The sequence below is a fragment of the Brachyspira hampsonii genome (assembly GCF_001746205.1).
Classification (GTDB): Bacteria; Spirochaetota; Brachyspiria; order Brachyspirales; family Brachyspiraceae; genus Brachyspira; species Brachyspira hampsonii_B.
Window position 1 is genome coordinate 244,501 of the sequence record NZ_MDCO01000001.1, and the last position, 15,128, is coordinate 259,628.

Sequence of the window (15,128 nt, forward strand, 5' to 3'; positions counted from 1 at the left end):
TATAATAAAAACCTCCTTTAAAATGTGAATAATAAAGGAGGTTAATTTTTTTTGCTATTTTATAATTTAATCAGTTTCCCTGATATGTACTTTCTTTTCTCACATCCAAATTAGAAATATAAGTATTATACTTTACTAAATCTTCATCATTGGCTATTATGACAAACTCATATCTTCTAAGCTCATTTTGAGTAGGATATTCAGGAATAGCCTCACCAAGCGGACTTTCCATAACTCTTTCTGAAGGAATACCCTTAGCCAATAAGTATACCTTACCATTTTTGGCTCTTACAACAGAAAGATTGTAATTATAAGGATATGCTTTTCCTCTATTACTTGTATGTGCTTCCAAAACTATATTAACATTAGGATTCTTCTCTAAAAACTCTATTACCTGATTGAATGACATTTCTGCTGATGCAGGCATATTAGTTTCTACAAATTTGAATATTACTTTTGGTGTAGTTTCTAAAATTCTTCCTCTCTCAGTATCTCTTATTGAAGTATTTACAGGAAGATAAAGCTCTTCAGAACTAGATGTCAATGTTTGAGTATCTGATTCCATATTTGTATCAGCTACCACTTCTTCAGGTTTCGGCTTTTCTTCTTCTACTGCAGGAGGATCATCTGCTATAACTACATCTTCCGGTGTTGTGTTTGTAGGCGTACTTTTACATGCTATGACAAAGATCAATAAACTAAAAATAAATAAAAGTTTTTTCATTATCTTACTTAAACCTCGACATTAATTTGTTTCTTTATTAATGTCGACAGTTTTAGCAAAATCGTTATATTTTTTCAAATCATCTTCGGTCATTATTATTATGAATTCACTTCTTCTATTTTCTCTAAGAGTAGGGTATTCAGGCAAAGCCTCTCCGAATGCATTTTTTAATAATCTGCTGTTTTCTACACCTAATTTTATTATGTAATTAAAGCTCTTATCAGATCTTCTTTGAGATAGAGCATAGTTATAAGGAGCAGGACCTTCTTTACTTGAATGCCCTTCAGAAATTATTCTGATATCGGGATTATTATTTATTATTTGATAAACTAAGTTATAAGCTTCTTTATAAGTTCCTATTTCTATAGTATTATCAAATCCGAATTTTACTTCATAAGCTGAACCTGGCTTACCAACATCTGTTTTAGATTTAGGATCATGAAGCACCAATATTTTTCCTCTTGGAGTTTCTCTAACAGTAGCTCCGTCAGGTAGATTAAGTCCCTTAGAATTTTGATTGTTAGCCTCAGTTGTTTTGAATCCGCTATTCTCTTCAGGACCAGTAGCAACAGGGGCACTTTTACAGGCAGCCGCTATAATCACTACTGACATAAGTAAAAATATTTTTTTCATAATTATATTTCCTTAAGTATCATATTTGTATACTATTATATTAAAATAATTAACATAATATACATTTATAACAATGATAATAATAATTTGTAAAATCAAAAAAATGATAGTTATTTTCATAATATATCAATTAATCATTTAATATATAAATTTAAACAACATTTACTACATTTTTATGATTTTTGATATATGCATTCAAATGTATCGCCTAAATTCTTATTTTTAGCTAGAGAATTATATATTCCTGATAGAAAATTATTGTTTCTAATAAGATTAAAGCCGAATATATCGCAGAATCTATTATAATAAACGCTTTGATTTTCTAAATTTATACATTTCAACGAATATTTAGACATAAGTATATCAAGAGACTTAGGATTAGCCTCAAATGCATGATCTGAAGGTACTATAGAAAAATAGTTCTTATTAAATCTTCCGCTTAAACCATTGCCATTAGGTGTAGCAAAAGCCAATATTCCATCATCTTTGAGGGAGTAAATTATATGCTCTAAAATACTTTCAAAATTGTATATATGCTCTACAACATACCAAGCAGTTATTATATCGTATTCTTTTTCTTTATATTCAAAATCAAGCAAAGAGCAATTATGCACATTGAGATTAAGAGTATTTATACAGTAATTTGATGCATATTCGCTTATCTCTATGCCTTCTGTTTCATATCCATATTCTCTCGCCTCTTTAAGGAAAAAACCCATTGCACTTCCTATATCAAGTATTTTTCCATTAGGCTTTATTTTTCTTATTTTTTCTAATCTTCTTTTAGCCAAAGCAGTTAAATTAGCACTATCTTCCTCATAAGTTTTACCGTATTGGTTCTTATAATCCTCAACAAAATATTTAGATGAATAATCTGTAAAAGGAGGAAGAAAATATTTTCTAAATAGAGTACTGCATTTTCTGCATTTATACAGATTAGATTCCAAATTTCTATTTTTCATTTCTATATTTTTGCTTTTACAAAAAGGACATTCTATATCTTTGAAATCTTTTATATTATCTATTATAGTTTTTATACGATCTAAAGATTTTTCTGTATTAATTAATTTACCTTTTTCTTTAAACTTATTTAGTATATCATCATTAAATAAAAATTCTCTCAATTTATTTACTGCTGTATTTGTATCTATATTTTGAAAGAAGCCTAAATTAAAGAATAATTCCTCCTGACTTTTTGCCAAATCATCATGATATTTTGTGGGAGAGAGCAAAATGACAGGGATTGAGGATTCTATACATTCAAAAGCAGTTAATCCGAAATATGTTATAACGGCACTATATGGATTTTGAAATATATCTGTTCCGAAATTTTTATATCTTATATTACTGTATTCGCTTTCTTTCTCTGTATCTATCAATACAAAGTTTTTATTTTCTATTTTGCTTATTATTTCTATGGCTTTATTTTTTAATTCATTATTAAATCCTAAATATAGAAGTACAGGAGCATCTGCATCATATTTTGGTTTTACATTAGAGTTTAATATAGTAGCTATAAAAGGTTTTACATTTACCTCTTTGGAATTATCTATATTAGGGAGCATTTCTATAACTATATCAGCCAATACTCTCTCATTTCCTACACTGTCTACTATTATAACACTGCTTATTTTCTTTAATTCTCTTATATATGCTGAATCTACTTCTCTGCTGTCTACTATTATCAAATAAGGATTTAAATTTTTTATTTCATTATATTTGCATGTATTTATGGTATTATCTTTAAATATACCGCTGTTATCGTTAATAGAAGAAAATGTGAAATTATAATATTCTTTTAATTTATTTGATATAAATTTCATACGAGTAATATGTCCGAACCCGTATATTGTTCCTATATCAGTTATTATACATATATCCTGCATAAATCTTACAACTATTTAAAATTTATTTATAAGTTTAATTATTATATAGTAAAAAAAGCATTATTACAAATTAATATTTAGGGGGCGGGCGGGCAGATAAGATAAAAAAACAAAATAGAATTTTATTTATTATTTTCTCTATTTTTTATATAATTGCTTATCATATCATTTATTCTATTCATAGTTTTTAATTCTTCATCGTTTTCATTATTTTCATTACTTTTTAAATAAATATATGCATTATCTCCATTATTATCAGTTTCATAAATATTAATATTATTTTCAAGAAGTTCTTTTACTATATCTTCTCTAAGCATTAAGCATGCATACATAAGTCCATTAATACCATTATTAGTTTTATCATTGATATCAGCATGATAATTTATAATAAGTTTTAATATATCAGTATTATCATGATTACATGCATAAATAATCGGAGTAAATCCTTCATTATTTTTTGTATTAACATCAGCATTATATTTTAATAATAGCTTAACAGTATCAATTTTTTTATAAAAAACAGAAATAAGTAAAGCATCAAAACCCTGTTTATTTTTGATATTTAAATCGGCATTGTTATTAAGTAAAATTTCAGCTATTTTGTCATGTCCGTAAAATGAAGCAAATATCAAAGCAGTCCAATTTTCTTCTGTTTTCAAATTAATATCAGCATTATTTTTTATTAATTCTTCTGCAATACTAACTCTATTGAATATAGAAGCAAGCATCAAAGCAGTAAATCCTTCATTATCTAATTTGTTTATATCTATATTTTTCTTTAAGCATTCTTTTAATGTTTTTAAATCTCCATTTTTAGCAGCATCAAAAAACTCTTTCATATATTATATTTAAATCCTCAATTTTATTTATGGGTTAAAGTATATTTTACTTTAACCCAATCATCTTTTATATTTTTTAGAAGTTAAAAATTAATTAATAAGTTTTTTTTCTAGTTTTTTTAATAACTATAACAGCAATTAATATAACCGCAATAACAGATATTATAATAATACTGTTATTTGATTTAGTAGTTTCTGTAGTAAGCATTTCTTTCCAAAGGCTTTCCATAAGCAAACTATCTTTCCCATCAGGATTGGCTACATAATGAATCATATTTTCCATAGCCTTTTTATCCGGATATATTCTCCTATCATTTTTTACTTCGTCCGGCATCATATTAACAGCTGTCATATTAGGAGAGGCATATTCTATATAATTGGCATTTGCCAAAGCAACCTGAGGCTCGCATAAGAAATTAAGAAACATATGAGCTTCTTCAACATTTTTAGCATTTGCAGGTATAGCTATGCATTCAACAAAGGCATTTCCTCCTTCTTTGGGAATTGCAAAATTAAGATTAGTATTATTTGCTATGGTTCTTAAAGCATCTCCTCCATAAGTAATTCCTAAATAAGCGGATTCTGATTCCATTTTGTCAAATATCTCATCCATAACATATCCCTGAACAATAGGTTTTTGTTTTTTTAAAGCCTCATAAGCGTTTCTTATTTCAGTTTCATTTGTACTATTTACATTGTATCCCAAATATCCTTTAGCAGCGGCAAAAGCATCTCTAAGCCCATAAGCCATTAATATTTTATCTTTATATTTTTCATCAAATAATAAAGACCAGCTCACATCTTCAGGCTTAACATCAACTTCTTTAGTATTGTATATTATGCCGCTCATTCCCCAAGTATATGGAATAGTGTATTCTCCGTTTTTATCATAAGCTAATGATAAGAAAAATGGATCAATATTAGTTCTTGCAGGAAGTAAATCTATATTCATTTTCTGCACCAATCCTTCTTTAATCATTCTTATGACCATATAATCTGTAGGAAATATCAGATCATAATCAGTATTTCCTAATTTTAATTTTATATAAAGCTCTTCATTAGAATTAAAAGTTGTATAATTCACTTTAATACCTGTAAGGTCTTCAAATTCTTTTACTATGTTCATAGAATCATCAGAACCGTCAGCTATATATTCGCCCCAGTTGCATATATTTAATATTCTGTTTTGACCTTTAAATTTTTCATAATAATTTAAATCTAATTTAGTTTTATCTAATTTCTGACCCAAAAGAATATTATTAGATAATATTAAAAAAAAGCACATAATATAAATTATGTGAAAAATAAAATCGTGAAATTTTAATTTTTTCATTTTTGATTTTTTCTCCTTTTGTAACTATTATAAAAACTAACTTCTAAAAAATAGAGATTGTATTCTATATAATAAAATAGATATTTTCAATTATATTTATATTTTTTATATATTTTTTATTGCAAAAACTTATTTTATTATTTAAAATATAAAAAAAATTTACATTAATGATAACAATTAGGATATTTAAAAATGAAAAGATTTACTGCATTTATAATTTTAATATTATTTTTATTTTTCTCATGCTCAAAAAAAGAGATGCCGCTTCCTGATGATAAAATAGGGGAGCTTATATTAAATCCTAACGGACAAACGCCATTATCATTAGTTTATAAAATAGAAACTAATAATAATTACCCTGTTACAGTCATAACAAAAGGAATGCTTGGAGATAATGATATCATATTTACTTATCCTAAAAATTACGGATCTAATTTTGCTATACATGGCATGTATCCTGAGAATACAAATACCATCTATATTATTAACGGCACTAACAGAATAGCAACTAATATAATAGTAGATAAACTATATATTGACGGGCTTTATATACCAGCTACTAACAGAGTTATAAAAAATTTAGTGCCTGAAGAGAATGTATATTTTGCCGGTATCAATGATGAAAGTTCAATAAGCAATTTAACTGATAATAATGAAGAGATATATTTTGCAAGTCCTGTTATAAATAGAAGCTGGAAAGGTCTTTTCTTAATGGGAGTAAGCAGTAACGGAAATTTGCGTTATGTGAATTATTCCAACTTCTATCTTACAAATGAAATAGCAAAGGTAATCGATGAAGATAATGATATTGTTATTTATGATACTATGGGAGTAAGCGATTTACTTGGAAATGCCAAATTAGATGTTACAAAACTTGATATAGGAGTTCATCATGACACTATAAGGAAAAAGTCTGACAGTAATTATATAATGCTTGCAAATTCTGCTTGGGGTGTTGAAGATAGGATTTGTGAAGTTGATAGCAATGGAAATATGATTAGAGATTTGTATGTAGGAGATTTGATAAAAAAAATAGTAAATAAAAACGGAGATGAGAGAGAGAAAGAGTATTTAAAAAAACTTATATTTGATGAGGATAATAAATACTACAGCATAGGAAGAAAAAGAGATTTTCCTATGGATTGGGCACATTGTAATTCTTTGGTTTATGATGAGGATAATGATATACTTTATTTATCTGTGAGAAGTTTAGCTGTTATGGCAGTTGATTACAGTGAATGGGAGCTTATTTGGTATATGGCTGATGATACATTGGACACTATGGAATCATATAATCCTTACGGCAGATATTTAAAAGATTTAAAATCATTTGATCCTTATAAGGTTCTTGGAGACGGCAATACAGACGGACCTAAAAGTCAGCATGCTTTATTTCTGATATCAACAAATGTAATAGGTATGTTTGACAATCAGGGCGATGAAGATATTAACTATAACGGCTCAAGGTATGTAGAATATAAAATCACTGGTTCTCATGGTTCTTGGAAAGCTGACAAAATTTACGAGTATAAAACAGAAAATAAATTATATTCTCACTATATATCAGATATAGATTTTTTGAGTAATGGGAATATGCTTCTTGATTTCGGAAATAATTCACAGATAATAGAAGTAAATAAAGAAACTAAGGAAGTTTATTATCATTTAAGATTTGGAATAAGAACTTGGGGAATTTACAGAATTGATAAAATGCCTTTATATTATTCTGATGGGTACAAATATAGTGAGGATAGCTCTTTTGTAAATTAATTAACGCATGGTAAATGAACTCTTAATTTATTTAAATTATAATTCATTATAAGCTATATTTGAAATTTGACTATACATGCGGTATAAGAATTATAAATCTAAATAAATTTTGGGCGGGTGCTAATATTTCTGTATAAGCATTTAAGAAAATAAAAATAATAATTTCAGAATAAAATACTAAAGAAAAAGGGCGGGGTATGTAATAAAAGTTTAAAAATTTAATTACATTTTCCCACCCCTTAAGTTTTTAACATATTATGTATTTTATATACTATTTTTCTATTTTATTCTATATTGTTATTTTAGATGCCCACCCAAGTGTTTTTTTATTTTATAGCATATATACCGCCCATAAATTAAATAAAAATTACATTTGTTATCAATAGTTTTAAAAATTTTATTTTATGATATACTTACAGCATTATGCAAAATAAAAATAATATTCAAAACAATAAAAATTATTATTCATTTTCTGATTATGTTAAAAATAAATTTGGAGTGAAAGTAGGTAAAATTTCTATAGATACAGATTTCGGCTGTGCTCATAAAGCTAATGACGGCGGATGCAGATTCTGTAATTTAAATAGCTATAAACCGCCTTATGTAACAGAAGAAGATATTAATAATCAATGGATTAACGGATTAAAAAATTATAAAGGAAGATACCAAAAATTCTACGGATATTTTCAATTAGGTACACCATTATCACCATTAGCTTCCAAAGAATCATTAAAATATGCCAATAAATTAGTAAATTTTGATGAATGTGTAGGACTTATGTTTGGGGCAAGAAGCGACATGCTTGAAGATAATGTATTGAAAGAACTTAGTAACTTATCATCTTCATCTGGAAAAGAAATTTGGCTTGAAATGGGACTTCAATCATCAAATGATGAAACTTCAAAATTCATTAATAGAGGACATGATTATAATTCTTTTGCTAAAATGGTAAATCATATAAAAGAGAATTATAGTAATATTATAATATGTACTCATATAATATTCGGACTCCCTAAAAAAATTAATAATAAAGTAATAGAATTAGAAAGCAGAGATGATATGATAAAAACAGTTAAAGATGTATCTGCTTTACAAATTGATGCTGTAAAATTTCATCAGCTTGATATAGTAAAAAATTCTTATTTTGAGAATATGTATAGTGATTATATTTTTCCCACTTTAGATGAAGATTTTTATATAGATTTAATGAGCGATGCAATTTCTTTTACGAGGTCTGATATTATCATAGCTCGTTTAATGGGGGATAGTTTGGGAGACAGTTTAATAGCTCCTAAATGGATAAAATCAAAAGGAGAAATAATAAATCTAATATCGAAGAAGATGAAAGAAAAAAATATAGTTCAGGGTATAAACATTAATATTTAAAAATACGGCAGGAATTAAAAAATAAGTCCTGCCTAATTTTTAGATATTTGGTTTATTTATGTATAAGAGATCAATCAAATTTATATTATATGACTAAGTGCTATACAATTTTTTTAATAATAAATAGGAGTGCCTGATTAGGAAAATATAATCTAGTGCACTCGACTGATTATTTATTGATTAGGTAATCCGACTTCGTTAATTTATAAATTAAACTTTACGGTTGCGTGCCAGCGAAGGATTTACACCCTCATTCCCCAAATATTTAAATATATTCTCATTATATCTTAAAAATAAATTTTTATCAACTTTGTAATATAATTTTCAAATATTTTAATAATAATAAAGAAAAAATTATTAAATAATGAATTTTATTTGCAAATGAATATAAATTGAATATACTATTTTTTTATAAGATAAATTTTGAGGATATTTTTATGGAAGAGCTAGAACCAAAAGTAAAAAAAGATTATTTATTAATAAAGCTTTTATTAGGCATAGCTTTAGGTATTATAATAGGTATGCTATGTAATGAAGCTGTCATTAATGTAATACAGTCTATAAAATATGTGCTTAATCAGGTAATATCATTTATGGTTCCATTAATTGTATTAGGATTTATTGCCCCTGCTATTACTAGAATGGGAAGCAAAGCAAATAAGATGTTAGGAGTAATTTTATCCTTAGCATATTTTTCTTCAGTAGGTGCTGCTTTATTTGCTGCTATTGCCGGGTATATAATAATTCCTAATCTAAATATAGCTTCAAATGTTGCAGGGGGTAGAGAACTTCCTGAAATAATATTTAAATTAGACATTAACCCTATATTTCCTGTAATAACTGCATTATTCTTGGCTATATGCGGAGGAGTGGCTGTTATTAAAACTAAATCAAAATATTTTGAAAGTCTATTAGATGAGCTTAATAATATAATATTGTTTTTAGTAAATAATGTCGTAGTGCCAATATTACCATTTTATATAGGAACTACTTTTGCTACTTTATCCTATGAGGGTACTATAATTAAAAGTGTGCCTATATTCCTAATAATTATAATCATAGCAATAATAGGACATTTTATATGGCTTACTTTTTTATATTCTATAGCTGGTATTGTATCAAAGAAAAATCCGGCAAGAGTATTTAAACATTATGGACCTGCATATTTTACTGCAGTTGGTACTATGTCATCTGCGGCAACTTTACCTGTAGCTTTGAAATGTGCAAGTAAATCTGATGCTTTAGACAAAGATATTGTGAACTTTGCAATACCTATGGGAGCAACTATACATTTATGCGGCTCTGTACTTACAGAAACTTTCTTTGTCATGACTATATCAAAAATATTATACGGACATTTACCTGAAATTGGTACTATGATTCTATTTATTATATTGCTTGGTATATTTGCTGTTGGTGCTCCGGGTGTACCAGGAGGAACTGTTGTTGCTTCTTTGGGAATAATAATTTCTGTCTTAGGTTTTAATGATGATGGTACTGCTTTGATACTTGCAATATTTGCATTACAGGACAGTTTCGGTACTGCATGTAATGTTACAGGAGATGGTGCTTTAGCTTTAATACTTCAAGGTATATTTAAAAAAGATAGTGAAAGTTAATTATAAAATTTTTCTTTTATTCTTTTTATAAAAATAAGCGGGCTTAATTTAAAGTAATGCTTATGGATAAAAAAATATATAGAATAATAATTTTTATTGTAGGAATATTTTTATTTATAGTAGGAATAATAGGTATTTTTTCCATTTTTATTGGTACAAAAAATTATATACATACAGTATGCATAGTAGAACAATATAATACTAAAAAGGTATATAAACATAGAAAAATAAGATATGAAAATACAATGGTAATAAGTTATGATACTGATAAATACGGAAAATTATACACTACTTTAAAAAGCTATTATCCTTTTAGAAAAGTAGGAGATAAATTAACATTATGGTATAACCATGAAAAACCAAGAGATATAAAACTTCCTTTTTCTGAAGGTATTCTTTATGTTTTATTTATACTATTTGGATTAATATTTATTTCTTTATATATTATTACGATAAAAAATAATTTTGTATTATAAATATTTTATTAAAGATACAATTTCATGATACGCACGGTAAATAAACTTTAAAATATAAAAATATTTTAAATTATAATTTATACAATAAATAAAAATGCATACACCGTGCGTTAATATAGTTTTTAAAACTAATCATCACTTGGGCGGGCATGTTTTTATTATATGAATTTAAAACTTAAATAAAACTATCAGATGTGAATAAAATGAAAAAATATAAAGGGCGGGGTATGTAATTTATATTATAAATATATACGGTACTAATGTATTCTTTATTAATAATACTATTGACAAAGTGATATTTTTAATATACTATAAAAAGTAAGGATAATTTTGGGTATTTTCTATGAATAATTTTTTCTTATATAAGAAGTTTAAAAAAGCATTCTATTCTTGGGAGTGTTGAATTATTATATTCTTTGTATAATAATTTTTAATATTTAAGGCTCCCTAAATAAGGGGGCTTTTTTATATTTTAACAATATTATTTAAGAAATCATTCAAAATTATAAGGTGTATATATTAATTAGGAGTAACTTATGGAACATTATGGTCTGTTGGGTATTATACCGCCTCTTTTAGCTATTATACTTGCTTTGGTAACTAAAGAAGTTATTATTTCACTTACGCTAGGTATATTATCTGGAACTTTAATAATAGCACATGGCAATGTATTTACTGCCGTTACAATATTTACTGATAAAGTAGCAGAGATGAGCGGAGATGCTTGGAATATAAGAATACTTTTATTTTGTGCTTTGCTTGGTGCTTTTGTCAGTATGCTTTCAAAGACAGGTGCTACTAGGGCTTTTGGTTTATGGGCTAGCAAATATTTAAAAAGCAAAAAAAGTGTACTTATATTTACTTGGTTTTTCGGGCTTATTATATTTATAGATGACTATTTTAACAGTTTATCAGTTGGTACTGTCATGCGTCCGGTTTCAGATCAGAATAAAATTTCAAGGGCAAAACTTGCTTATATATTGGATTCCACAGCTGCTCCTGTATGCATACTTGCACCTATATCTACTTGGGTGGTAACAGTTATGAGTTATATAAGGGATTCTCAAGGGTTTGAATCTTTAAATATAAGTGAATTCGTATTTTTCATAAAGATGATACCTTATTCTGTTTATCCGCTTCTTGCTTTAGCTTTTGTAGTTCTTATTTCTTTAGTATTTAAAGATTTCGGACCTATGAAGAGAAGTGAAGATAATGCTCAAAATGGAAAACTTTTTGATGAAGAATTATACGGAGCTTGTCCGGGTAATATGGAAACTTCTTCAAATAATAAAGCTAAATGGTATGATATGGTTATAGCTATACTTGTGCTTATAATAGTATGTATAGTAATGTTTCCTGTTACTACATATATGGGCTTAGTTGGAAGTGATGGAATAGAAACTTTCTCTCAGGCTATGTCAAGCATATCATTGAATCAGGCTTTTTTGGATACCGATGCTTCTAAGGCTTTATTTTACGGAGCTGTTATTTCTCTTATAATAATGTACATATACTATATAGCCAGAAGATTATTAAGTATTCGTTCTGCCGGCAACTCTATTATGGAAGGTGTTAAATCAATGGTTCCGGCATTAGTAGTTCTATCTTTAGCTTGGTCTATAGGAAGTGTTATTAAATCATCTCCTGCAGACGGCGGACTTGGACTTGCTGCTTTTTTATCTGAGGATGTAAAAGGAGGCGGTTTTCCTCTTTGGATACTTCCTGCTATAGGATATTTACTAGGATGTGTTATAGCATTTTCTACCGGTACAAGCTGGGGTACTTTTGCAATACTTATTCCTATAGTAATACCTATTGCAAATGGGCTTGCTGCTGCTAACGGATATACTGACAATGCTCTTCTTAATGTTCTTCTTATAAATGTAGGTTCTGTTGTTTCTGGTGCTGTATTTGGAGATCACTGTTCGCCTATATCCGATACTACAATACTTTCTTCTACCGGAAGTAACTGTCCTTTACTTGAACATGTGGCAACACAGATTCCTTATGCAGGTTTGGTGGCAATATCTGCATTTATTGGTGTAGTAGTTGGAGGAATAACTTTAAATCCTATAGCTGCTCTATTAACAGGTTTTATAGTAATGTGTGTACTTGCTATTCTTGCTCCTAAGTTCTATGATAAAATATCAAGTTTTAAGAAAAGTTAATTAAATAAAAATATAATTAAATATAAAAAGCAATACTTTAATATTATTCATTTGATATTAAAGTATTGCTTATTTCATATAATTCAATAAATTAATATACACTTGGGCGGGTGTTAACATTTCTCATTTAATAAAAAAGAATATTAGTATTTTTATTACTTATTAATTTAAAAAGGAAAAAGGGCGGGGTATGTAATTAATTTTTTAAAACAAAAATCGTTTAGAAAACCCACCCTTTAGATTTATAACTTTAATATGCATTTAAAATTTTATTATATTTAATATTTCAATCATAAATTATAGCTGCCCACCCAAGAGTTTTTTTAATTGATAATGAATAATAACGCACGGTTAAAAAAATTTATTATATAGTGTAAACTAGAAATAATAATGAAAATATATTTTATAAATTTATTCTGCGTGCGTAGTATGAGTAAAAAATTAAATATCTTTATAAATCAAACTTAACCTCATCTTCGCCTTCATAGCAATACCTGCATACGCATTTATATATATCATCTCCTATTACAACTCTGTCAACATCTTTAACTATTCTTTTTGAGTATATTCCTTTTCTTCCGCAGTCGCATTTACCAAAAACTTTTGTATGTATGTCAATTAAATCTTCTTCTATTAATGCCGACACACTTTCCCAATAATTTCTTTTATAGTCCATGTCAAGAGAAGCTATACAAAAGTTAGTTGCAGAATTTCTTTGAGTGCATGCTTTTATTAGTTTTATAAAAATGGAAGTATCATTTAAAAAGCAAAATTCATCTATTCCTACAATATCATATCTTGAAATATAATTATAAATATTTTCTACATCTTTTCCGATATTATTTTCGATTTCTTCTTCAGTGATTATATCTATTCTCTTATCTAAGGAAACATCTTTATCGCGGCAGAAATAGCCTCTAAAAGATATTGCCGGATATATGAATAATATTTTAATATCTTTATTTTCCATTAAAAGATAATCTAAAGTTTTAATTAAATATTTTGATTTTCCTGCGAACATGGGTCCTGTAATTAAATGATTCATAGAAGTCCAATATTTTTAAGTTAATTATAATATTATATCATTTAATTTTGTATATATCAAATATAAATGATGTAGTAGTGTATATTATAATTAGTTTAATTTTTGTATAAATATGTTATAATGCTATGATGAAGTTTTAGGAGTTAAATTATGACATATTATGATGCAGCTAAAAAAGTTTTGGAGCAAAGCGATGTTCCCATGAAAGTTGATGAAATATGGGCTAAGGCTTGCGAATTAGGTTATGATAAAATTATAGCTGAAACATTAAACGGAAAAATGAGTAAAACCCCAATTTCAAGTTTGGGTGCTAAAATATATACAGATATAAAATTCAATCCTGATACTACTATATTTATTAAAATTGGTAAGGGGAAATTCTTATTAAAGAGTAAAATAAATAATTCTAATCAGAATTTGATAAATGAAATTAATAATTTAAGCGAAGAAGAAGATGCAGAAGATATAATTGAAAATACAATTACAAATAAAAAAATATTAGAAGAAGATTTGCATATACCGCTTACAAAGTATTTGTATTCAATGAAAATATATTCTAAAACAATAAATGCAAATGCCACAGATGTTAACTTGAAAGGAAAAATGAAATGGGGTACTCCTGATATAGTGGCTGTTACATTTAAAGATTATATTAATAAATCAGTTTTAGAATTGTTCAATCATATAAATTTACCTACCACAGAGCTTTATGCTTATGAATTAAAATTAAAACTTACACTTGGAAGTTTAACAGAATATTATTTTCAGGCATTATCAAATTCCGGATGGGCTAATGAAGCTTGGCTTGTTGCTATGGAAATAGATGAAAATAATTACGATGAATTGATGGAAGAAATAAAAAGATTAAACCAGTCTTTCGGAGTAGGTGTAATTAAATTAGACTATAATAACCCAGAAGATTCTGAGATATTATTTTCTGCCAAAAAAAGAAATTATTTAGATATAGACACTATGCATAAACTTTGCTATAACAGACAGTTTCAAGATTTTATTAATGATGTTAATGAAATATTAGATGCAAAAGATAAATCTAAAAGTCATATAATATCGAGTTTAATAAATAGCGGAAGATTTAATAATCCTCATTAAGAAAAAATCAAAAGTTAATATAATGGTAAAAATTAGAAGTAAAAAATAATTTATTATGAACTATATATAGTTTTTTATGTTTTTAATGTAAATATTTGTATCTAATTTAATAGATAAAAATAAAAATATTGTTTATAAT

Annotated in this window: 12 protein-coding genes; 6 read left to right on the forward strand and 6 right to left on the reverse strand. The window is 26.9% G+C overall.

Annotated elements, in window-relative coordinates; all coding sequences use genetic code 11:
• Positions 1-70 precede the first annotated feature (70 nt).
• The 5 genes from BFL38_RS01105 to BFL38_RS01125 all read right to left on the reverse strand — a co-directional run bounded on the left by BFL38_RS01105 (position 71) and on the right by BFL38_RS01125 (position 5,415).
• Entirely contained in the window at positions 71-724 is a 654-nt protein-coding gene (locus BFL38_RS01105; RefSeq protein WP_069725327.1) for an OmpA family protein, read from the reverse strand.
• A gap of 21 nt (positions 725-745) precedes the next feature.
• Positions 746-1,357, reverse strand: a complete 612-nt coding sequence (locus BFL38_RS01110) for an OmpA family protein (protein ID WP_069725328.1) — start codon at positions 1,355-1,357, stop codon at positions 746-748.
• A 173-nt stretch (positions 1,358-1,530) separates the two neighbouring features.
• Entirely contained in the window at positions 1,531-3,243 is a 1,713-nt protein-coding gene (locus BFL38_RS01115) for a class I SAM-dependent methyltransferase (RefSeq protein WP_069725329.1), read from the reverse strand.
• A 122-nt stretch (positions 3,244-3,365) separates the two neighbouring features.
• Entirely contained in the window at positions 3,366-4,082 is a 717-nt protein-coding gene (locus tag BFL38_RS01120; protein ID WP_069725330.1) for an ankyrin repeat domain-containing protein, read from the reverse strand.
• Positions 4,083-4,176: 94 nt separating this feature from the next.
• Entirely contained in the window at positions 4,177-5,415 is a 1,239-nt protein-coding gene (locus tag BFL38_RS01125) for an ABC transporter substrate-binding protein (protein WP_069725331.1), read from the reverse strand.
• Between the two features lie 192 nt (positions 5,416-5,607).
• Between BFL38_RS01125 and BFL38_RS01130 the strand changes: the two genes are divergently transcribed.
• The 5 genes from BFL38_RS01130 to BFL38_RS01150 all read left to right on the forward strand — a co-directional run bounded on the left by BFL38_RS01130 (position 5,608) and on the right by BFL38_RS01150 (position 12,834).
• Positions 5,608-7,185: an aryl-sulfate sulfotransferase gene (locus BFL38_RS01130; protein ID WP_069725332.1), complete on the forward strand. Its 1,578-nt coding sequence runs from the start codon at positions 5,608-5,610 to the stop codon at positions 7,183-7,185.
• Positions 7,186-7,608: 423 nt separating this feature from the next.
• Positions 7,609-8,571 (forward strand): tRNA modification radical SAM protein MnmL/YtqA, encoded by a 963-nt coding sequence (gene mnmL, locus BFL38_RS01135; protein ID WP_069725333.1) that lies wholly within the window; start codon positions 7,609-7,611, stop codon positions 8,569-8,571.
• A 437-nt stretch (positions 8,572-9,008) separates the two neighbouring features.
• The gene (locus BFL38_RS01140) at positions 9,009-10,190 is read left to right on the forward strand and encodes a dicarboxylate/amino acid:cation symporter (RefSeq protein WP_069725334.1); all 1,182 of its coding nucleotides are present in this window, start codon (positions 9,009-9,011) and stop codon (positions 10,188-10,190) included.
• Between the two features lie 56 nt (positions 10,191-10,246).
• Complete coding sequence (locus BFL38_RS01145) at positions 10,247-10,666, forward strand: hypothetical protein (protein WP_438357061.1); 420 nt, start codon at positions 10,247-10,249, stop codon at positions 10,664-10,666.
• A gap of 536 nt (positions 10,667-11,202) precedes the next feature.
• On the forward strand, positions 11,203-12,834 hold the full coding sequence (locus BFL38_RS01150; protein WP_069725335.1) for a Na+/H+ antiporter NhaC family protein: 1,632 nt from the start codon (positions 11,203-11,205) through the stop codon (positions 12,832-12,834).
• Between the two features lie 451 nt (positions 12,835-13,285).
• Here the strand turns inward: BFL38_RS01150 and BFL38_RS01155 are convergent, their stop codons facing one another.
• Positions 13,286-13,879: a thymidine kinase gene (locus tag BFL38_RS01155; RefSeq protein WP_069725336.1), complete on the reverse strand. Its 594-nt coding sequence runs from the start codon at positions 13,877-13,879 to the stop codon at positions 13,286-13,288.
• Positions 13,880-14,029: 150 nt separating this feature from the next.
• Between BFL38_RS01155 and BFL38_RS01160 the strand changes: the two genes are divergently transcribed.
• Positions 14,030-14,989 (forward strand): HTH domain-containing protein, encoded by a 960-nt coding sequence (locus BFL38_RS01160; protein WP_069725337.1) that lies wholly within the window; start codon positions 14,030-14,032, stop codon positions 14,987-14,989.
• The last annotated feature ends 139 nt before the right edge of the window (positions 14,990-15,128 follow it).